Raw genomic sequence first — 19,269 nt, 5'->3', positions numbered from 1 at the left:
CGAGGGATGATGATTTTGATCAAAAAATGGCATAACGTTTAAACAAAAATGACAAAATTCCTGAAAGCATTCAGCTGGCGCGGGTTTTACCCGGTAAACCCGCGCCGGAATAAAATTAAATGCGGAAATGGCCGGCGGTTTCAGCAAGGTCCCCAGCCTGGCTCTGCAGGGCACCCGCGGCGGCGGCGGATTCCACTACCAGCTCGGCGTTCTGCTGGACCATCCTGTCGAGATGGGTCACCGCATGATTGATCTCATGAATGCCTTTCATCTGCTCGCTGGTGGCGATGGAGATTTCGCGCATGATGCCGGAGACGCTACCGATGCTGGAGCGGATCTCGTCCATGCTTTCCCCGGCCAGATGCACGTAGCGGGAGCCGGTGGCCACGCTGTCGGTGGTGGAATCGATCAGCGATTTGATCTCTTTCGCCGCCTGGGCGCTGCGGCTTGCCAGGTTACGCACTTCGCCTGCCACCACGGCAAACCCGCGACCCTGCTCCCCGGCACGGGCCGCCTCGACGGAGGCGTTCAGCGCCAGAATGTTGGTCTGAAAAGCAATGCCGTCAATCACGCTGGTGATATCGCCAATTTTAGCCGACGCGACTTCGATGGACTGCATGGTGCTGATCGCCTGGGATACCACCTCGCCGCCGCGCGCCGCGGCCGCTGAGGCCTTGCTCGCCTGATCGTTCGCTTCTGCCGCCGACTCGTTCGACTGCGTCACGGAGGCGGTGATCTGCTCCACGGCGCTGGCCGTCTCGCGCAGGCTGGACGCCGCCTGCTCGGTACGTCCGGAGAGATCCTGGTTACCTGCAGCAATCTCCTGGGCGGCGTTTTTCACCGATTCACTGGCATCCCGGAGCTGCACCATCACCACCGACAGCTTATCGCTGAAGGCGTTAAAGGCCTGCGCAATCTGCGCGACTTCGTCCTCGCCGCTGTCCGGCAGACGCTGGGACAGATCGTTAGTCCCGTTGGCAATGTTGTGCATCGCGTCGCGAATGTCGGACAGACGCTTCAGCAGGCGGGCAATCAGGAGGTGAACAATGGTCGCGCTCAGCAGTGCCAGGATCACCAGCGAAATCGCCGATGCTTTAAGCAGGGAACGCATGCCGGAGGTGGCGTCGCCGTTGTCGAGGGCGACGACTAGCAGCCAGTTTGTGCCCGGCACGGCTGTCGCCACGAAGGTTTTTTCAGCATCGTTCAGCGTGCCGTCAACCGGGTTACCGCTTTTCAGCGCAGCAAAATCGATGCCTTTGATGGTCTCAGCAAACGGTTTAAGCGTCAGAGCCGGATCGTTAGCGGCAATCACGCTGCCGTCACTGTTCAGAAGCAACCCGCTGCTGGCCGGGGTTGGATGGATCCCGCGTACGTTCGCCACCACGCTGTCCATGGCCACATCGCCCGCCACTACCGCTTTCAGTGTGCCATTCTCTTTCACCGGCACGGCGAAGGTCACCACCAGTTTACCGGTCCCCGCGTCAACGTAGGGCGCGGTGACAACCGGACCGTCCGTACTGACCACCTGCTGATACCACGGGCGAATGGTCGGATCATAATCCGCCGGAACCCCCGCCGGTTCAGAGAATTTCGCCGTTTTGCTGGCGTAGCCGACATAAACGTTGGTGAATCCACCCGCCTGTGCAAGCTGTTTAAACACCGGAACCGGATCGTCACTCAGTGCGACGGTCTGCGCGGAGGCAATCACCGTCATCTTGCTTTTGACCCAGTCGGCAATCGCCATGTTATGGCTGGCGCTGGTGCTGGTCAGGATATCGCGCTGTGACTGCTGGTTATCCTGGCGTGTGACCTGGAAGTTAATAACGGTATTGAGGAGAAGGGCGACGACCAGACAGCCTGCCGTCGCCGCGATGATGCGTGCACGAATCGATCTGAACATAAGTGAAATACCTGCTGTGTTGTTTCCATGCCTATCGGCAACCCCGCAGGTAAACTTGATGCTGAAACCGCGTCCATAAGAAAATAATATTTTTACGGGTTTATTATTAAAAAGTTAATACTTTATCCGCGGACAGCGTCCACTCGGCCAGCTCAACCAGCGTACCAATTTCTACGCCATCAATCAGCGGCAGCCCGGTGATACCGCGCCCGTCGGTGCAGGTTTTGCACAGCTTCACCGGCACGTTTTGCGCGGTCAGGATCTCCAGCATCTGCTGAATGTTATAACCCTCTGCCGGTTTTTGTCCCTTCAGCCCTGCGGTGACCGCGTCCGACATTAAAAAGAGGCGTAACGCGAGGTCACTCTCTTTTTCGCGCAGCGCAATGGCCAGGCGCAGGCTGTTAAAAAGCGATTCACTCCCGTAGGCCGCACCGTTGGCGACGATCACAATCTTCTGCATGTTGACTCCTGTTCTTATAAAGGCACGAATATTGCTTAATTTCCCGGAGTTTCGCTGTCCGGGAGAGTAAGCATGATATTAATGGCAGGCATTTCGCCAGGCGCTGCCGAATGGCTCACGCGCGCAAAGATGATGCGCCAGGAGCAGTTCAGCAAGCTGGCACAGCTGGGTGTGCTTGTGCACGGCATTAGCCAACTGGTGCACATGTTACAGTGCGAGCGCGGGGCGTCCAACGTCTGGCTCTGCTCACAGGGCAAGCTGTACGCCCCCGAATGCAAAGCCAGCCGGGCGCTGGTGGATGAAAACCTCGCTGCCCTTTACGGCATTCTTGAAACACAGTCGCCGATCCCAGGAAGTGCCGTCTGTGAACGCATCGGCGGCGCGCTCCTGAGCCTGGATACACTTCCCGCGCTGCGTGACGGTGTGATTCAGCAGACTGTAACGGCACCCCAGGCGATGGAACACTACTCCCGTATGCTTCGCCATCTGCTCAGTATCGTGCCGCAGCTTAATGACAGCATTGACGATCCGCAAATCGCAGGACGTTTTGTCGCGCTTTATAGCCTGATGCAGGGAAAAGAGCTGGCAGGACAGGAGCGGGCGCTGGGGGCGATTGGCTTCACGCAGGGTTTTTTCGATGATGTGACTCGTCAGAGGCTGGTTGACCGCATTGACGGGCAGCAGGCCTGCTTTGAGATCTTTCTCTCGCACAGCTCCGCTGACGTTCAGACCACCTTTTCAATGCACTGTCAGCCCGATCGTGAAACGGAGCAACTCCGGCGCGTGGCCTGTACCCGCCAGCCTGCCGCCGATAACGGCCTTACCGCACTGGCCTGGTTTGCTCTGCAAACCGCGCGCCTTGAGCATCTGCGCACGCTGGAGGAGACGATCATCGCCGATCTGATGGTCGCGGTGGACGAATGCATTCACCGTGACGATGAGTACGCGCTCCCCGGCGATGAACAGGATGATCCGCCGATCCGCTATCCGGAAAAACCGTTGCTTACCCTGGTTCGCCAGCAGGCGCGCGAGATAGAGCAGCTCTCACGTCAGCTTGCGTCGCTGCGCGATACGCTTGAAGAGCGCAAAATCATTGATAAAGCGAAGAGCGTGCTGATGACCCACCAGAATATGAGTGAGGAACAGGCCTGGACGGCGCTGCGCAAAATGGCGATGGACAAGAACCAAAGGATGGTGGATATCGCCCGCGCGCTGCTCATGGTGAAGAATGTATGGCAGGTAACACCAAAGGAGTAGCTGCACGGTCAGTGGGCATTTTATGCCTGTTTGCGGTGCGTAAAGGCGAGGGAGGAACGGTAAGCACCGCAAGAAACAGTGTGTTAAAACCTGGCATTCACTTTGCATTATCAGATTAACCATTTTTGACGATGCGCCAACGGCGGTGCATCCGTCTTCGGGATAAAGGCGTCCACTGGTGCTTCGGCACCGTGGGCGCTTTTTTTTGGTTTTTTTTCAGGAGTGGTCATGGCGGATTTGTCGAGACGGCGTTTTTTGCAGGCCAGCATGCTGGCGAGTGGTGCAATTCTGTTGCCGGGTGTCATGCAGGCCGCATGGGCGGCAGGCTCGGATAAACCGGAGCAGGAAACAGTGCGCATCGGGTTTATCCCGCTGACCGACTGTGCCCCGGTGGTTATCGCTGCGCTGAAAGGGTTTGATAAAAAATACGGTATTACCATCCTGCCCACCAAAGAGGCGAGTTGGGCGGCGGTGCGCGACAAGCTGGTGGCGGGCGAACTCGATGCCGCGCACATTCTTTACGGCCTGCTGTACGGACTGGAGCTGGGCATCGCTGGCAAGCCACAGCAGATGGCTAACCTGATGACCCTCAACCAGAACGGCCAGGCGATTACGCTCTCCAGCGATTTGGCAGAGAAGGGCGTTCGTGACCTTGACGGGCTGAAAAAGCTGATTGGGCAGCAGGCGCCTGGCACCTATACCTTCGCGCACACCTTCCCGACCGGGACGCACGCCATGTGGCTCTACTACTGGCTGGCCAGCGCGGGCATTCACCCCTTTGACGACGTGCGTACGGTGGTGGTGCCGCCGCCGCAGATGGTTATGAACATGCGCATTGGCAACATGGTCGGCTTTTGCGTCGGCGAGCCGTGGAACGCGCGTGCCATCAACGACCGCATCGGTTTTACGGCCGCCACGTCGCAGTCTATCTGGGCCGACCATCCGGAAAAAATCCTCGGGACGCGTCGCGACTGGGTGGAGAAAAATCCGCACACCGCCCGGGCGCTGGTGAGCGCAGTGCTGGAGGCGGCACGCTGGATTGAGTCCTCCCCGGGAAACAAACGCGAAACCGCGCAGATCCTCTCCCGCCGGGCGTGGCTCAACTGCAAAGAGCAGTATCTCACCGGACGCATGCTCGGCGAGTACGACAACGGCCTGGGCCAGCGCTGGCAGGACGCGCACCCGATCCGCTTCTTCAACGAGGGGGCCGTCAGCTACCCGTATCACTCCGACGGCATGTGGTTCTTAACCCAGTTCCGTCGCTGGGGCTTGCTCAAAGCCGCCCCGGACTATACGGGCATCGCACAGCGCATTAACCAGACGGCGGTCTGGCAGGATGCCGCCACGGCGGTGGGGGGCATTACCACACCGACTTCACCACTACGCAGCAGCACATTGATGGACGGCACCGTCTGGAACGGTACCGACCCGGAAGAATACGCCAGCCGTTTCGCCATTCACCGTAAAGGGGCCTGATTATGCAGCATCTGCAAAAGACAAAATCACACGAGACGCCGGAGAGTGGAGAGGTGATTCTCCTGCCTCCGGTGCAGGTTCGCCGCCGTACGCCGACGTTTGCGCGTCGTATTAACGCGATCCTTCAGCGCATCATTCCGGCTTTTCTGGGGCTGGGACTGCTGGTGGTGCTCTGGCAACTGGCGGCGATTAACAGCAAAGGTTTCCCGACGCCGCTCAGCACGCTCGATTCCGCTATTACCCTGTTTGCCGATCCGTTTTATCGCGACGGGCCTAACGACATGGGCATCGGCTGGAACGTGCTCGCCTCATTACAGCGCGTGGCGGTGGGGTTTGGCCTGGCCGCGTTCGCCGGGATCCCGCTTGGTTTCCTGATTGGCCGCTTCACCTTTTTTTCGCGCATGTTCGGCCCGCTGATCGCGCTATTACGCCCGGTTAGCCCGCTGGCCTGGCTGCCCATCGGCCTGCTGCTGTTCCAGAAAGCGGAGCCCGCGTCGAGCTGGACCATTTTTATCTGCTCCATCTGGCCGATGGTGATCAACACCGCCGAAGGCGTGCGGTGTATTCCGCAGGACTACCTTAACGTCGCCCGGGTGCTGCAGCTTTCAGAGTGGACCATCATGCGCCGCATTCTCTTCCCGGCGGTGCTGCCCGCGGTGCTGACCGGGGTGCGCCTCTCTATTGGCATCGCCTGGCTGGTGATTGTCGCCGCCGAGATGCTGACCGGCGGTTTAGGGATCGGTTTCTGGATCTGGAACGAGTGGAACAATCTCAACGTCGAAAACATTCTCATCGCCATCGTCATCATTGGCGTGGTCGGGCTGCTGCTGGAGCAGGGGCTGATGCTGATCGCCCGTCGCTTTAGCTGGCAGGAAAAATAAGGAGCGAACATGAAACCATTAATCCAGGTCCAGGCCGTGAGCCAGCGTTTTTCCACCGCCAGCGGCGAATTTCTGGCGCTGCAGAACGTCTCCTTTGATATCCATGAGGGCGAAACCGTCAGCCTGATTGGGCACTCCGGCTGCGGTAAATCGACGTTGCTTAACCTTATCGCTGGGATCACGCTGCCGACGGAAGGCGGGCTGATTTGCGACAACCGCGAAATTGCCGGGCCGGGTCCGGAGCGCGCGGTGGTATTCCAGAACCATTCGCTGCTACCGTGGCTCACCTGCTTCGACAACGTGGCCCTGGCGGTAGATCACGTGTTTCGCCACAGCATGAGCAAGGCGGAGCGCCGGGAGTGGATTGAGCACAACCTCGACCGCGTGCAGATGGGGCACGCCCTGCACAAGCGCCCGGGTGAGATCTCCGGCGGCATGAAGCAGCGCGTCGGGATTGCCCGCGCGCTGGCGATGAAGCCGAAAGTCCTGCTGATGGATGAACCCTTCGGCGCGCTGGATGCGCTGACGCGCGCCCATCTGCAGGACTCGGTGATGCAGATCCAGCAGGCGCTGAACACCACAATCGTGCTGATTACCCACGACGTGGACGAGGCGGTGCTGCTCTCCGATCGCGTGCTGATGATGACCAACGGCCCGGCGGCGACCATCGGGGAGATCCTGCACGTTGACCTGCCGCGCCCGCGTAACCGGGTGCAGCTGGCTGACGACAGCCGCTATCACCACATGCGCCAGCAGATCCTGCATTTCCTCTATGAAAAGCAGCCGAAAGCGGCGTAGCGAGGGGGCTTTTTGATGCGACTGGTCATTATCGGAAATGGCATGGCGGCCACGCGGCTGATTGCCTCGCTCACCGGGCGTGCTGCCGATCGTTTCGCAATTACCGTCATCGGTGACGAGCCGGAGCATGCCTATAACCGCATCCAGCTTTCGCCGGTGCTGGGCGGTGAAAAAACGGCGGCGGGCATCAGTCTTCAGAATGACGACTGGTACCAGGAACGGGGCGTGACGGTGCTGCGGGGCGAAAAGGCGCTCGCCGTGAATGTGGACACGCGGGAAGTGCAAACCACCGTCCGCACGCTGGGCTGGGATGCGCTGGTGTTTGCCACCGGATCAACGCCCTTTGTTCCGCCAATTCCCGGCTGCGATGCGCCGCATGTCTTCACGTTCCGTACCCTTGAGGATATCCGGGCCATAGGGGCGATCGCCGGTCCGGTGGTAGTGCTGGGCGGCGGCGTGCTCGGGGTTGAGACGGCGGCAGCGCTGGCGCGCTCAGGGGACAACGTCATCCTTGTTCATCGCGGTCTGTGGCTGATGGAGCAGCAACTGGATGAGCAGGCGGGCGTGCTGCTGGAAGAGGCGCTGGTGGCGCGGGGCGTGCGCTGTGAGCTCGCCTCTGGCATCGCGGCGATTGACGGGAATAGCGTGACGCTGCTGAACGGAGGCAGCGTCACCGCCGCGCGCGTGGTGCTGGCGACGGGCGTGCAGCCTAACGTCGTACTGGCGCAGGCCAGCGGCATTCGCTGCGCGCGCGGCATCGTGGTGGATCACCAAATGCAAACCTCCGTGCCGGACGTCTACGCCATTGGCGAATGCTGTGAAATTGACGACCAGACGTTTGGCCTGGTCGCCCCCTGTCTGGCGCAGGCGGATATCCTCGCCGCACGGCTGGCCGGAGACGTCACCGCGCCATTTGCCCTGACCGACAACGGCATGCGCCTCAAGGTGACCGGCGTGGAGTTGTTCAGCCTTGGTCGCGCGGCAGAGCAGAAGGGCGATGTGGTCTGGAGCGCATGGGATCCGCTGACCCGTCACTATCGTCGTTTACTGATCCGTCAGGGGGCGCTGGCTGGCGTGCTGCTGATGGGGGACTGCCGCAGCGCGGCGACATTTACCGAATTACTGGCAACGGCTGCGCCCGCGCACGCGGACTGGCTGTTCGATCGTTTCACTACGCAACCGCAGGTTGCAGGACAGCACGCTATGACAAAACCTACTCTGGTGGTGGTTGGGCACGGTATGGTCGGCCATCATTTCCTCGAAGATTGCGTGAACCGCAATCTGCATCAGCAGTATCAGATCGTTGTCTTTGGCGAGGAGCGCTATGCCGCCTACGACCGCGTGCATCTGTCGGAATATTTTGGCGGCCGTAGCGCGGCGTCGCTTTCGCTGGTGGAAGGGGATTTCTTTGCCGACAACGGCATTGAGCTGCGCCTGTCGCAGCAGATTGTCGCTATCGATCGTGACGCGCGCGTGGTGCGTACCGCCAGCGGGCATGAGATCCACTGGGATAAACTGGTGCTGGCGACCGGGTCCTATCCGTTTGTCCCACCGATGTCGGGCCACGATCTACCGGGCTGTTTTGTTTATCGCACGCTTGACGATCTGGACAAGATTGCGGCGCATGCGGCGGGCTCACGCCGGGGTGTAGTGATTGGCGGCGGGCTGCTGGGGCTGGAGGCGGCGAATGCCCTGAAGCAGCTCGGGCTGGAAACTCACGTGGTGGAGTTTGCGCCCAATCTGATGGCGGTCCAGCTCGACAACGACGGCGCGGCGATGCTGCGCAAGAAAATTGAGGCGCTAGGCGTCGGCGTTCACACCAGTAAAGCGACAACGGAGATCGCCACGGCGGACGGCGGGCTGGTGTTGCGCTTTGCCGATGGCGAACAGCTTGAAACAGACATGGTGGTCTTTTCTGCAGGCATTCGTCCGCAGGACGCGCTGGCGCGCAGCAGCGGGCTGGCTATCGGCGAGCGCGGCGGGATCGGCATTGACGACCGCTGTCAGACCTCCGATCCGGACGTGCTGGCCATTGGTGAATGCGCCCTGTGGGAAGGGAAAATCTTCGGGCTGGTTGCGCCCGGCTACCAGATGGCGCGGGTGGCCGCCGCCGCGCTGGCGGGAGAGGAGAACCTCTTCGCCGGCGCGGATATGAGCACCAAACTCAAGCTGCTGGGCGTGGACGTGGCCTCTTTCGGCGATGCTCACGGGCGCACGCCGGGGGCGCTGAGTTACCAGTGGACGCACGGCCCGCAGCAAATCTACAAGAAAATCGTGGTCAGCCACGACGGCAAAACGCTGCTCGGCGGCGTGCTGGTGGGTGATGCCAGTGAATACGCCACGCTGGTACAGATGATGCTCAACGGGATAGCCCTGCCAAAAGAGCCGGAAACGCTGATATTACCCGCGTCTTCAGGCAGTGCGCCAAAAGCGCTCGGCGTGGCAGCGCTGCCGGAAAGCGCACAAATCTGTTCGTGTCATAACGTCAGCAAAGGCGATATCTGTCAGGCGGTAAGTGCGGGCGCAACGGATATCGGCGCGATTAAGCAGTGCACCAAAGCGGCGACCGGTTGTGGAGGATGTAGCGCACTGGTGAAGCAGGTGATGGAGTTCCAGCTGGCGGCGCAGGGCGTGGAGGTGAAAAAGGACATCTGCGAACACTTCCCGTACTCGCGTCAGGAGATTTACCACCTCGTGCGCGTCAACCATATCCGCACCTTTGACCAGCTCATTAGCCGCTACGGTCAGGGACACGGGTGCGAAATTTGTAAGCCACTGGTGGGGTCAGTGCTCGCCTCCTGCTGGAACGAGTATCTGCTGAAACCGGCACACCTGCCGCTGCAGGACACCAACGACCGCTACTTCGCCAATATCCAGAAGGACGGTACTTACTCCATCGTACCGCGCATGCCTGCGGGGGAAGTGACCGCCGACGGGCTGATCGCCATCGGCCAGATTGCGAAACGCTACAGACTGTACAGCAAAATCACCGGCGGCCAGCGTATCGATCTGTTTGGCGCCACGCTCGAACAACTGCCGGAGATCTGGCAGGCGCTGGTGGAAGCCGGATTTGAAACCGGGCACGCCTACGGCAAATCCCTGCGCACGGTGAAATCCTGCGTCGGGTCGACCTGGTGTCGCTACGGCGTGCAGGACTCCACCGGCCTCGCAGTCAGGCTCGAGCACCGTTACAAAGGCCTGCGCGCACCGCACAAAATCAAAATGGCGGTCTCAGGGTGTACCCGCGAATGCGCCGAGGCGCAGAGTAAAGACGTGGGGGTGATTGCCACCGATAAGGGGTGGAACCTCTACCTGTGCGGCAACGGCGGCATGAAGCCTCGCCATGCGGATCTCTTCGCCAGCGATCTCGATGATGACACGCTGATCCGCACCGTCGATCGATTCCTGATGTTCTACATCCGCACGGCGGATCGCCTACAGCGCACCAGCACCTGGATGGACAACCTGGAAGGCGGTCTCGACTACCTTCGGGAGGTGATCCTCAACGATAGCCTGGGCATCGCCCACGAGCTGGAGCAGGAGATGGCCCGGGTGGTGGAGACCTACCAGTGCGAATGGCAAACCACGCTTAACGATCCGAACCGTCTGGCGCTGTTCCGCACGACGGTGAACGACATCACAGCGGATCAAGGTAAACGCTGGCAGGAAATCTGTGGCATCGACGATATCCCCGAGCAGGCGGGCATTGGCGCGCGGCTTGGGCGTAAGCCGATTGCGTTGTTCCGATTTGGCAAAACCGTCTATGCCCTTGACGACCGGGAGCCTGGCAGCAGCGCGAACGTGCTTTCCCGAGGCATTCTTGGCGATGCGGCGGGGGAGCCGGTGGTGATCTCTCCGCTCTACAAGCAGCGTATTCGCCTGCGCGACGGCTGTCAGGTGGAGAACGGCGAACCCGCGGTGCGCGCCTGGCCGGTCAAAATTGAGAACGGCAAGGTGTGGGTCGGTAATGATGCCCTGGTAATGCGTGCGGAGGCCTCATGACGGAAACCCGGACAACGTGTCCCTACTGCGGGGTAGGCTGCGGCGTGGTCGCCCGCGTGGACGGTGAAACGGTCAGCGTTCGGGGGGATGAAACCCATCCTGCGAACTTTGGCCGCTTGTGCGTGAAAGGATCGGCCCTGGGGGAAACAATGGGGTTACAGGGGCGATTGCTGCGCCCCGTTGTTGACGGTGCTGAGGTGGCCTGGGCGCAGGCGCTGGGAGCGGCAGGCGAGCGCCTCCAGGACATTATCGACAAATGGGGGCCGCAGGCGGTGGCGTTTTACGCGTCCGGGCAATTGCTTACCGAGGATTATTACGCCGCCAATAAGCTGATGAAAGGGTTTATCGGCGCGGCGAACATTGATACCAACTCCCGGCTCTGCATGTCATCGGCGGTCGTTGGCTACAAGCGCGCCTTTGGTGAAGATGTCGTGCCGTGCAGCTACGAGGATGTGGAAAACAGCGATCTGGTGGTGCTGGTGGGCTCAAACGCGGCCTGGACGCATCCGGTGCTGTATCAGCGCCTGGTACAGGCAAAGCACAACAATCCGGAGATGAAAGTGGTGGTCATCGATCCGCGCAGAACCACCTCCTGTGATATTGCTGACCTGCATCTGGCGCTCACTCCCGGCAGCGACGCCGGGCTGTTCGTCGGTCTGCTCAATGTGATTCAGGGAACGGGCGCGTGGCCGATATCCCGCGTGGCGGCGTTTTGCGGCCTCTCGCCGCAGGATATTGGTACGTTTTACGACTGGTTTATGACGGCGCCCAGGGCCATCACGCTCTACACCATGGGAATCAACCAGTCCTCCAGCGGCAGCGACAAATGCAGCGCCATCATTAACGTGCACCTTGCCAGCGGGAAATTTAACCGTCCGGGCTGCGGCCCGTTTTCGCTGACCGGACAGCCAAACGCAATGGGCGGAAGAGAGGTGGGCGGGCTGGCAAATCAGCTGGCGGCGCACATGAACTTTGAGCCGGACGATCTCTCGCGGGTGGCGCGTTTCTGGGGAACGGAACGGCTTGCGCAGACGCCGGGCTTGATGGCGGTGGAGCTGTTTGACGCCATTGCCCGCGGCGAGGTGAAGGCGGTGTGGATCATGGGCACCAATCCTGCCGTCTCGCTGCCGGACAGCCACGCGGTGTGTCAGGCGCTGGGGCGCTGCCCGCTGGTCATTGTCTCTGAGGTGATGAACGATACCGACACCAGCCGGTTTGCCCATATTCGCTTTCCGGCGCTGGCCTGGGGAGAGAAGGACGGTACGGTAACCAATTCCGAGCGACGCATTTCGCGCCAGCGCGCGTTTCTGCCCGCGCCCGGTGAGGCAAAGCCGGACTGGTGGATCGTCGCGCAGGTGGCGAAACGGCTGGGGCACGGCGACGCCTTTGCCTGGCAGCATCCCCACGAGATTTTTTGCGAGCATGCGGCGCTGACGGCCTTTGAAAATGACGGCGCGCGGGCCTTAAACCTTCACGACCTGGCTACGTTAACCCGTGAGGAGTGGGAGCGGCTTGAGCCCTGGCAGTGGCCTGGGGGGGATTTTCCGTGCCGAAACATTGTTCCCGTTGACCCACAGTCGCACGGTGCGACGGTCAGCGCGTTGTACCCGCTGATTCTCAATTCCGGGCGCATCCGCGATCAGTGGCATACCATGACGCGAACAGGATATGTGGCCAGACTCATGCAGCATATCACCGAACCCTTTGTTGAGGTTTGCCCCGCAGACGCCGTTCGGTTTTCCCTGTGCGGCGGCCAGCTGGCGCGCATCAGTTCGCCGCGCGGCGTCATGGTAGCAAGAGTGCGCATCAGCGACGCTCAGCGTGAAGGGAACGCTTTTGCCCCGATGCACTGGAACGCTGAGTTTGCCCGCCAGGGAAAGGTGAATGCACTGGTGGAAGGGCGCTGCGATCCGGTTTCGGGGCAGCCGGAGAGTAAACAAACCGCCGTCAGAATCCAGCCCTGGCAGCCCGCCTGGCAGGGAGAACTCTATGCCCGCGAAGGACTGGAAATGCCCTCTCCGGTTTACTGGTGGCGTAAAGCTTCACGCCTGACGGTGGCGTGCGATAAACCGCTGCTGTCGTGGGTAATGGAATACGCCAGCGGCCGGGGCTGGCAACTGCAGGTTGCTCAGGCCGGTGAACGCAGCAGCGTGCTGGCCTGGTATGAAGGCCAGCTTATGCTGGGTTTCTGGGAAGGTACCGCGTTACCGGCGCTGGCGCATACGGTGATTGAAGCCGCTTTTCATTCACCACCCGTGCTGCCCGCAGAACGCCACGCCCTGTTGAACGGGCAGAGCGTCGGGAGGGCGACGGATCCGGGACGCATTATCTGTAGCTGTTTCAGCGTCGGGGAAGAGGCGATACGGGAGGCGATTGCCGGAGGGTGTGATTCCGTCACCGCGCTGGGGGCTAAGCTGCGCTGTGGTACGAACTGTGGTTCCTGCGTGCCGGAGCTGAAAGGGCTGTTTCAGGATAATCCTGAAATGTCCGCCAGGACTGCATTTCAGGGCTTATCGCGTTAACATAATAAGAGTTTATTCATAAACACAGGTTCTTATTGACGACGTTGATGGCTGTATCGTCCCGCATTCGTTTGCTGTTTTTACTCCCCCTTCTTACGGCCGGAGCCGTTCACGGTGCGCCGAATTCCTTTATGCATCAGGCGCAGCACCCCTTTGATAATAACGGGGACAGTCTGCCCGACCTCGGCATGGCGGCGCCCACCGGCGAAGGGGAAAAACATCTGGCCGAAATGGCGAAAGCCTTCGGTGAAGCCAGCATGACCGACAACGGTCTGACGACCGGCGAGCAGGCGCGTCAGTTTGCCTTTGGTCAGGTGCGCGACGCGGTAAGCGGGGAAGTGAACCAGCAGATTGAGTCCTGGCTGTCGCCCTGGGGAAACGCCAGCGTGAACCTGCTGGTGGATAACGACGGCAAATTTAACGGCAGCAGCGGGAGCTGGTTTATCCCGTGGAATGATACTAACCGCTACCTGAGCTGGAGCCAGCTTGGCCTGACGCAGCAGGCGGATGGCCTGGTCAGCAATGCCGGAATCGGTCAGCGCTGGGTCGCCGGGAAGTGGCTGCTGGGCTACAACACCTTTTACGATAATCTTCTGGATGAAAATTTGCAGCGTGCCGGGCTGGGGGCGGAAGCGTGGGGGGAAAATCTGCGCCTGTCAGCGAACTATTATCAGCCCTTTGCCGGATGGCGCGCGCGATCTGACGTTCAGGAGCAGCGCATGGCGCGCGGATATGACGTGACCGCAAAAGCCTGGCTGCCGTGGTTCCATCATCTGAATACCAGCGTCAGCTTTGAGCAATATTTTGGCGATAACGTCGACCTGTTCAACAGCGGCACCGGCTACCACAACCCGGTTGCGGTCAATCTGGGGCTTAACTATACCCCCGTTCCGCTGGTCACGTTGACCGCCGGGCACAAGCAGGGCGAAAGCGGCGAGAGCCAGAATAACCTTGGACTGAAGCTCAACTACCGCTTTGGCGTGCCGCTGGCTAAGCAGCTTTCCGCCGATGAGGTCGCCGCGACGCGATCCCTGCGCGGCAGCCGCTACGATTCACCGGAGCGCACTAGCCTGCCGGTGATGGAGTTCCGCCAGCGTAAAACGCTGTCCGTTTGGCTGGCCACGCCGCCGTGGGATCTGAAAGGGGGCGAGACCGTTATGCTGAAGCTGCAGGTTCGCAGCACGCACGGCATCCGTCAGATCCACTGGCTGGGGGATACGCAGGCATTGAGCCTGACGTCGCCGGCCAAAAGTAACAGCGCAGACGGCTGGAGCGTGATTATACCTGCCTGGAATGAACAGGAAGGTGCGACAAACCGCTGGCACCTCTCGGCGGTGGTAGAAGATGAGAAAGGCCAGCGCGTCTCGTCCAATGAGATCACGCTTGCTGTGGTGCAGCCGCTGGTCGCATTGCCCGATGACGACCCGCGCTGGAAGCTGCTGCCGGAGGAGTAATCCTTAGAAAATGCGTTCCTGATGCACCCACACGGCGGCTTCAACGCGAGATTTTAACTTCATTTTCTTCAGCATATGCTTCACGTGCACTTTGACCGTGCTTTCGGTGATGTCCAGGCGGCGAGCGATCATTTTGTTCGGCAGGCCCTGGGCAATGAGCTTGAGAATGTCGCGCTCGCGCGGCGTGAGCTGGCTGACGTCACGGTCAGAGGTGGCGCGGTTGGCGCGCAGGCTGGCGGCCAGCACCGGCGTTAAGGCTTCGCTCAATACCATCTCGCCCGCCGCCGCCTGCTGCAGCGCCTTAAGCAGATCTTCCGGCTCCATGTCTTTCAGCAGATAGCCATCCGCCCCGCGCTTCAGCGCCGTGACCACATCCTCTTCATGGTTCGACACGCTAAAGACGACGATGCGTCCGGAAAGCGATTTTTCCCGCAGCTTGTCGAGGGTCTCCAGTCCGTTCATGCCCGGCATATTCAGATCGAGCAGGATCAGATCGGGATCGAGGGATTCGGCAAGCTCAATGCCCTGTTCGCCGTTGCTGGCTTCACCCACCACGGTGATATCGGGCGCCATGCTGACCAGCTGTTTCACGCCAGTACGCAGCATCGGATGGTCGTCGATCAACAGGATGGATGCCGGTTCCTGATTAGTCATGGGTATCTCCTTGAGCAGTTGTAAGCGGTTTCTCGGGAATAAAGGTGACGACAACTTCCGTGCCGCCCGTCTCTCTCCGGCGAACCTGGCAATCACCGCGCAGGCTTTGGGCGCGGTCTCGCATAATGATTAAACCATAGTGGTTAGTGCGTTCGGCATTTTCCGGCACGCCGCGGCCGTTATCGTGAACCGTCAGTTTCACCTGATTGTCGTGCTGGCTGACGGTGACCGTGACCGCCGTTGCTTCAGCGTGTTTAAGCACGTTGCTCAGCGCTTCGCGGGCGATCTGCAGTAAATGTATGGCCTGATGGGAGGGGACAAAGCGCGGCGGCAGCTGGTAATCCAGCTTCACCGGGAACCCCAGCCGGGCGCTAAATTCGTGACAGCTGGATTCCAGCGCCGGGCGCAGGCCCGGCTCGGTCAACTGCAGACGGAAGGTGGTCAGCAGCTCGCGCAGCTGCACCCAGGAGGTGTTCAGCTCGTTGCGGATCTGGCTGAGCAGCTGCTTGTTGCTGTCGGGCATCTCCGCATCCTGCATCTGCAGGCAGCTCACCTGCATTTTCATACAGGAAAGCGACTGGGCGATGGAGTCGTGCAGCTCGCGGGCGATGGTCGCGCGCTCTTCCATGACGATCAGCTGCTGCTGTTTTTCCTGATGCCTGTCGAGCGCCAGCGTGGCCGTCAGCTGTTCAACCAGCGTATCTACCAGCTGCTGCTGGTCGTGGCTCAGGTGGCGCCCGGCTGGCAGCGTTGCCAGCAGTATACCGTACTGGGTGTGGCTGTCGGTCAGGCGCCACTTCAGGGTGGTGCCGCCGGTCGTCAGCGGCGGAAGGCCGCGAGGGCAAAGATGGCAGCCTTTGTCATCGCAGGACATATCGGACTGGCAGGTGAATTCCTGGTGGTTATCTTCGTCTTCCACATCGTAGACCCGCAGCTCAAGGTCGTGAAGCAGGGTCAGATTTTGCAGACCGTTCAGCACCGGCGAGAGACGTTCACATAGCGGTACCTGCATGTGCAGCCGACGGTTGGCCTGCCAGAGGAAGGAGAGGATCTCGTTTTTCTGCTCCAGCCCGGCCGTTTTTTCCTGAACGCGCTGTTCCAGCACCGCGTAGCTTTCGGAGAGCTCTGCCGACATGGTATTAAGCGCCTGGCCGAGCATGGCCATCTCATTGCGCCCGCTGATGTGCGTGCGCTGGGTAAAGTCGCGTGCGGTGACCGCGCGGGCCATGGCCAGCAGCTGTTTCCACGGGTTCAGCAGCCGCGCGCGGAGCCAGACGATGGTGAAGATCAGCAGCAGCCCCATAAACAGCGCCATGGCCCGGTGTACCATCACCACCCGGTCGATGCGTAATTCGGTGGTCTGGTCGAAAGCGGAGACCAGCGCATCAATGCGGGAGACAAACCCCGCCACGTCCTGTGCGACGGTTTCTGTGCTGCGCGCCTGTTTCAGCCCGGGCTGCAGCTGGGTGTGCCAGTAGCCCTGAAGGGCGTTAAGCTGGGATTGCTGACCGGCGCGGATAGCGGCGTTTTCCAGCTCGGGGCTGAAGACCGTGCGCTCCATTTCATCAATCAGGGGACGATCGTCCTGCGTCAGGGGAACCGATGCCAGCAGGCGATAGCTCTGCATGCGTAGCGAGCCTGCCTCGTTGATGGCATGCGCATTACCCTGTACTCCCTGTACCAGCCAGCCGGAGATCGCCATGCCGGTCACACCGATGGCGGTGGACAGCAAAACGATCAGGGCAAGCTGATTCACGAGCGTCAGCGGAGATAAACATCTTTTTAACATAGAGGTGGCGTGCTCCTGACGTGGCCTGCTTGCAGGAATGGCGCTATTCTGGTGCATACCCTGGAGTATACCCATACCAATAAAGGATTACCCCTAAATTGCCAACGGAGTAGGGGGAAGGAGGTGGGGGTAGCCAGGAACCGTCAGCACCGTGAAAAACCACGTCTTTTTTACCGAATTAGCCTACTCACTTAGGGTGAGGCCTTATTTTTCGCCGCAAATCCTCCCACTTTTCCTTTGATTTATATCAACTTACCGCCGCTCTAAAACCCTAATGTTTGCAGCATCATTCGAGAATCAGAGGTGTCTATGAGTCACTCATCCGCTCCCGAAAGGGAAAATGGTGCCGTTATTACAGACTGGCGTCCAGAGGATCCGGCGTTCTGGCAACAGCGCGGCCATCGTGTAGCAAGCCGGAATCTGTGGATTTCCGTGCCGTGTCTGTTATTAGCGTTTTGCGTATGGATGTTGTTTAGCGCGGTGGCGGTCAACCTGCCGAAAGTGGGTTTTACGTTTACCACCGATCAGCTATTCATGCTGACCGCGCTGCCGTCGCTGTCAGGCGCGCTGCTGCGTGTGCCTTACGCGTTTATGGTACCGGTGTTTGGCGGTCGTCGATGGACGGCGTTCAGTACAGGCATCATGATCGTTCCCTGCGTCTGGCTCGGATTCGCGGTGCAGGATACCTCTACGCCATTTAGCGTATTCGTGATTATCTCCCTGCTGTGCGGTTTTGCGGGTGCGAACTTCGCCTCCAGCATGGCGAACATCAGCTTCTTCTTCCCGAAAGCGAAGCAGGGCGGCGCGCTGGGCATTAACGGCGGTCTGGGTAACATGGGCGTGAGCGTGATGCAGCTGATTGCCCCGCTGGCGATCTCGGTCTCCATTTTTGCAGCCTTTGGCGGCGGTGGCGTTGAGCAGGCGGATGGTTCTTCCCTCTATCTGCAAAACGCAGCCTGGATCTGGGTACCTTTCCTGGTGGTCTTCACCCTCGCAGCCTGGTTCTTTATGAATGACCTGTCCGCGTCGAAGGCGTCGCTGAGCGAACAGCTGCCGGTGCTGAAGCGTGGACACCTCTGGGTGATGGCGCTGCTGTATCTGGCCACTTTCGGCTCGTTTATCGGCTTCTCTGCGGGCTTCGCAATGCTGTCGAAAACGCAGTTCCCGGAGATTCAGATCCTGCATTTTGCCTTCTTCGGGCCGTTTATTGGTGCCCTGGCGCGTTCGCTCGGCGGCATGGTGTCTGACCGTCTCGGCGGCACCCGCGTGACGCTGGTTAACTTCGTCGTGATGGCAATCTTCTGCGCGCTGCTGTTCCTCACGCTGCCCGTCGACGGACAGGGCGGTAACTTCATCGCCTTCTTCGGCGTGTTTATGGTGCTGTTCCTGACGGCCGGGCTGGGGAGTGCGTCCACCTTTCAGATGATCTCCGTGATCTTCCGTAAGCTGACCATGGACCGCGTAAAAGCACAGGGCGGGAGCGAAGAGCAGGCCATGCGCGAAGCGGCGACGGATACGGCTGCGGCGCTGGGCTTTATCTCTGCCATCGGCGCGATTGGCGGCTTCTTTATCCCGAAAGCGTTCGGTATCTCTCTGGACCTGACCGGCTCTCCGGCCGGTGCCATGAAAGTCTTCCTCGTCTTCTATATCGCCTGCGTTGTGATCACCTGGGCAGTATACGGGCGTAATTCTAAAAATAAAAAGTAAGTTGATTATCCGTTTACGCGGCCTTCGGGCCGCGTTTTTTTTGTGCTGGTTATAGTTACAACATACTGATGGGTTTACAGAGGAAGCCCGCGCGTAACGCTGTGATCGCCATCGCTTTACAGGTCGCTCTACCCCTTAATACCTGAGAAGTTAAATTTTGCCTGGCGGTTTGTACGATAAAATAAAAATAACGATATATTTCATGTGGATATGAAGTTTCAAAAGATACCGCTTTGGTGGTATTCGGTGTAATCCCTCGCCTGAAAGTCCCTCCTCGTCTTGATCGTTATCAATTCTCCCCCTCTTTGAGGGCGTTACCTTCGCTGCAAATCAGCAATGTCGATTTAGAGAGCCACAGGCTCCACACAG

Annotated in this window: 12 protein-coding genes; 8 read left to right on the top strand and 4 right to left on the bottom strand. The window is 59.9% G+C overall.

The annotated features are described in order from the left end of the window. Positions 1 to 115 precede the first annotated feature (115 nt). Together AC0TOY_RS04610 and AC0TOY_RS04605 are read right to left on the bottom strand one after the other, a co-directional pair. A complete protein-coding gene (locus tag AC0TOY_RS04610) occupies positions 116 to 1,900 on the bottom strand; it encodes a methyl-accepting chemotaxis protein (protein WP_061714956.1) in 1,785 nt (594 codons plus the stop codon). Positions 1,901 to 2,006: 106 nt separating this feature from the next. Then, positions 2,007 to 2,360, bottom strand: a complete 354-nt coding sequence (locus AC0TOY_RS04605) for a DsrE/DsrF/TusD sulfur relay family protein (RefSeq protein ID WP_008499522.1) — start codon at positions 2,358 to 2,360, stop codon at positions 2,007 to 2,009. Positions 2,361 to 2,432: 72 nt separating this feature from the next. Here AC0TOY_RS04605 and nasR point away from each other — a divergent pair, with 72 nt between their 5' ends. The 7 genes from nasR to AC0TOY_RS04570 all read left to right on the top strand — a co-directional run bounded on the left by nasR (position 2,433) and on the right by AC0TOY_RS04570 (position 14,750). Then, positions 2,433 to 3,617 (top strand): nitrate regulatory protein NasR, encoded by a 1,185-nt coding sequence (gene nasR / locus AC0TOY_RS04600; RefSeq protein ID WP_024907076.1) that lies wholly within the window; start codon positions 2,433 to 2,435, stop codon positions 3,615 to 3,617. A 228-nt stretch (positions 3,618 to 3,845) separates the two neighbouring features. Further along, positions 3,846 to 5,093: a CmpA/NrtA family ABC transporter substrate-binding protein gene (locus AC0TOY_RS04595; RefSeq protein ID WP_473721537.1), complete on the top strand. Its 1,248-nt coding sequence runs from the start codon at positions 3,846 to 3,848 to the stop codon at positions 5,091 to 5,093. 2 nt (positions 5,094 to 5,095) lie between these two features. Then, positions 5,096 to 5,974, top strand: a complete 879-nt coding sequence (gene ntrB, locus AC0TOY_RS04590) for a nitrate ABC transporter permease (protein WP_024907078.1) — start codon at positions 5,096 to 5,098, stop codon at positions 5,972 to 5,974. Between the two features lie 9 nt (positions 5,975 to 5,983). Continuing rightward, entirely contained in the window at positions 5,984 to 6,772 is a 789-nt protein-coding gene (locus tag AC0TOY_RS04585) for an ABC transporter ATP-binding protein (protein WP_024907079.1), read from the top strand. A 15-nt stretch (positions 6,773 to 6,787) separates the two neighbouring features. After that, a complete protein-coding gene (gene nirB / locus AC0TOY_RS04580; protein ID WP_473721536.1) occupies positions 6,788 to 10,774 on the top strand; it encodes a nitrite reductase large subunit NirB in 3,987 nt (1,328 codons plus the stop codon). After that, entirely contained in the window at positions 10,771 to 13,296 is a 2,526-nt protein-coding gene (locus AC0TOY_RS04575) for a nitrate reductase (RefSeq protein WP_473721535.1), read from the top strand. Before nirB ends, AC0TOY_RS04575 begins: the two co-directional genes overlap by 4 nt. Before the next feature lie 47 nt (positions 13,297 to 13,343). Next, positions 13,344 to 14,750, top strand: coding sequence for a YchO/YchP family invasin (locus AC0TOY_RS04570; RefSeq protein ID WP_473721534.1), 1,407 nt, complete (start codon positions 13,344 to 13,346; stop codon positions 14,748 to 14,750). 3 nt (positions 14,751 to 14,753) lie between these two features. On the opposite strand, the gene narL is transcribed toward AC0TOY_RS04570, so the two are convergent. Both narL and narX read right to left on the bottom strand, forming a co-directional pair. Then, a complete protein-coding gene (narL, locus tag AC0TOY_RS04565; protein WP_008499531.1) occupies positions 14,754 to 15,404 on the bottom strand; it encodes a two-component system response regulator NarL in 651 nt (216 codons plus the stop codon). Continuing rightward, positions 15,397 to 17,193, bottom strand: a complete 1,797-nt coding sequence (gene narX, locus AC0TOY_RS04560; RefSeq protein WP_473721533.1) for a nitrate/nitrite two-component system sensor histidine kinase NarX — start codon at positions 17,191 to 17,193, stop codon at positions 15,397 to 15,399. The genes narL and narX overlap by 8 nt, the downstream gene beginning before the upstream one ends. Before the next feature lie 309 nt (positions 17,194 to 17,502). Here narX and AC0TOY_RS04555 point away from each other — a divergent pair, with 309 nt between their 5' ends. Beyond that, entirely contained in the window at positions 17,503 to 18,900 is a 1,398-nt protein-coding gene (locus AC0TOY_RS04555; protein ID WP_473721532.1) for a NarK family nitrate/nitrite MFS transporter, read from the top strand. The last annotated feature ends 369 nt before the right edge of the window (positions 18,901 to 19,269 follow it).

Source organism: Enterobacter sp. PL_is379, assembly GCF_055817355.1.
The sequence above is the reverse complement of the archived record's forward strand: the minus strand, read 5'-3'. Positions and strand labels throughout refer to the sequence as shown.

Excerpts from the sequence above, each read along its gene's own strand:
- narL (WP_008499531.1), bottom strand. The coding sequence starts at position 15,404 with ATGACTAATCAGGAACCGGCATCCATCCTGTTGATCGACGACCATCCG.
- AC0TOY_RS04605 (WP_008499522.1), bottom strand. The coding sequence starts at position 2,360 with ATGCAGAAGATTGTGATCGTCGCCAACGGTGCGGCCTACGGGAGTGAA.
- nasR (WP_024907076.1), top strand. The coding sequence starts at position 2,433 with ATGATATTAATGGCAGGCATTTCGCCAGGCGCTGCCGAATGGCTCACG.
- AC0TOY_RS04610 (WP_061714956.1), bottom strand. The coding sequence starts at position 1,900 with ATGTTCAGATCGATTCGTGCACGCATCATCGCGGCGACGGCAGGCTGT.
- narX (WP_473721533.1), bottom strand. The coding sequence starts at position 17,193 with ATGTTAAAAAGATGTTTATCTCCGCTGACGCTCGTGAATCAGCTTGCC.
- AC0TOY_RS04585 (WP_024907079.1), top strand. The coding sequence starts at position 5,984 with ATGAAACCATTAATCCAGGTCCAGGCCGTGAGCCAGCGTTTTTCCACC.
- ntrB (WP_024907078.1), top strand. The coding sequence starts at position 5,096 with ATGCAGCATCTGCAAAAGACAAAATCACACGAGACGCCGGAGAGTGGA.
- AC0TOY_RS04595 (WP_473721537.1), top strand. The coding sequence starts at position 3,846 with ATGGCGGATTTGTCGAGACGGCGTTTTTTGCAGGCCAGCATGCTGGCG.
- nirB (WP_473721536.1), top strand. The coding sequence starts at position 6,788 with ATGCGACTGGTCATTATCGGAAATGGCATGGCGGCCACGCGGCTGATT.
- AC0TOY_RS04555 (WP_473721532.1), top strand. The coding sequence starts at position 17,503 with ATGAGTCACTCATCCGCTCCCGAAAGGGAAAATGGTGCCGTTATTACA.
- AC0TOY_RS04575 (WP_473721535.1), top strand. The coding sequence starts at position 10,771 with ATGACGGAAACCCGGACAACGTGTCCCTACTGCGGGGTAGGCTGCGGC.
- AC0TOY_RS04570 (WP_473721534.1), top strand. The coding sequence starts at position 13,344 with ATGGCTGTATCGTCCCGCATTCGTTTGCTGTTTTTACTCCCCCTTCTT.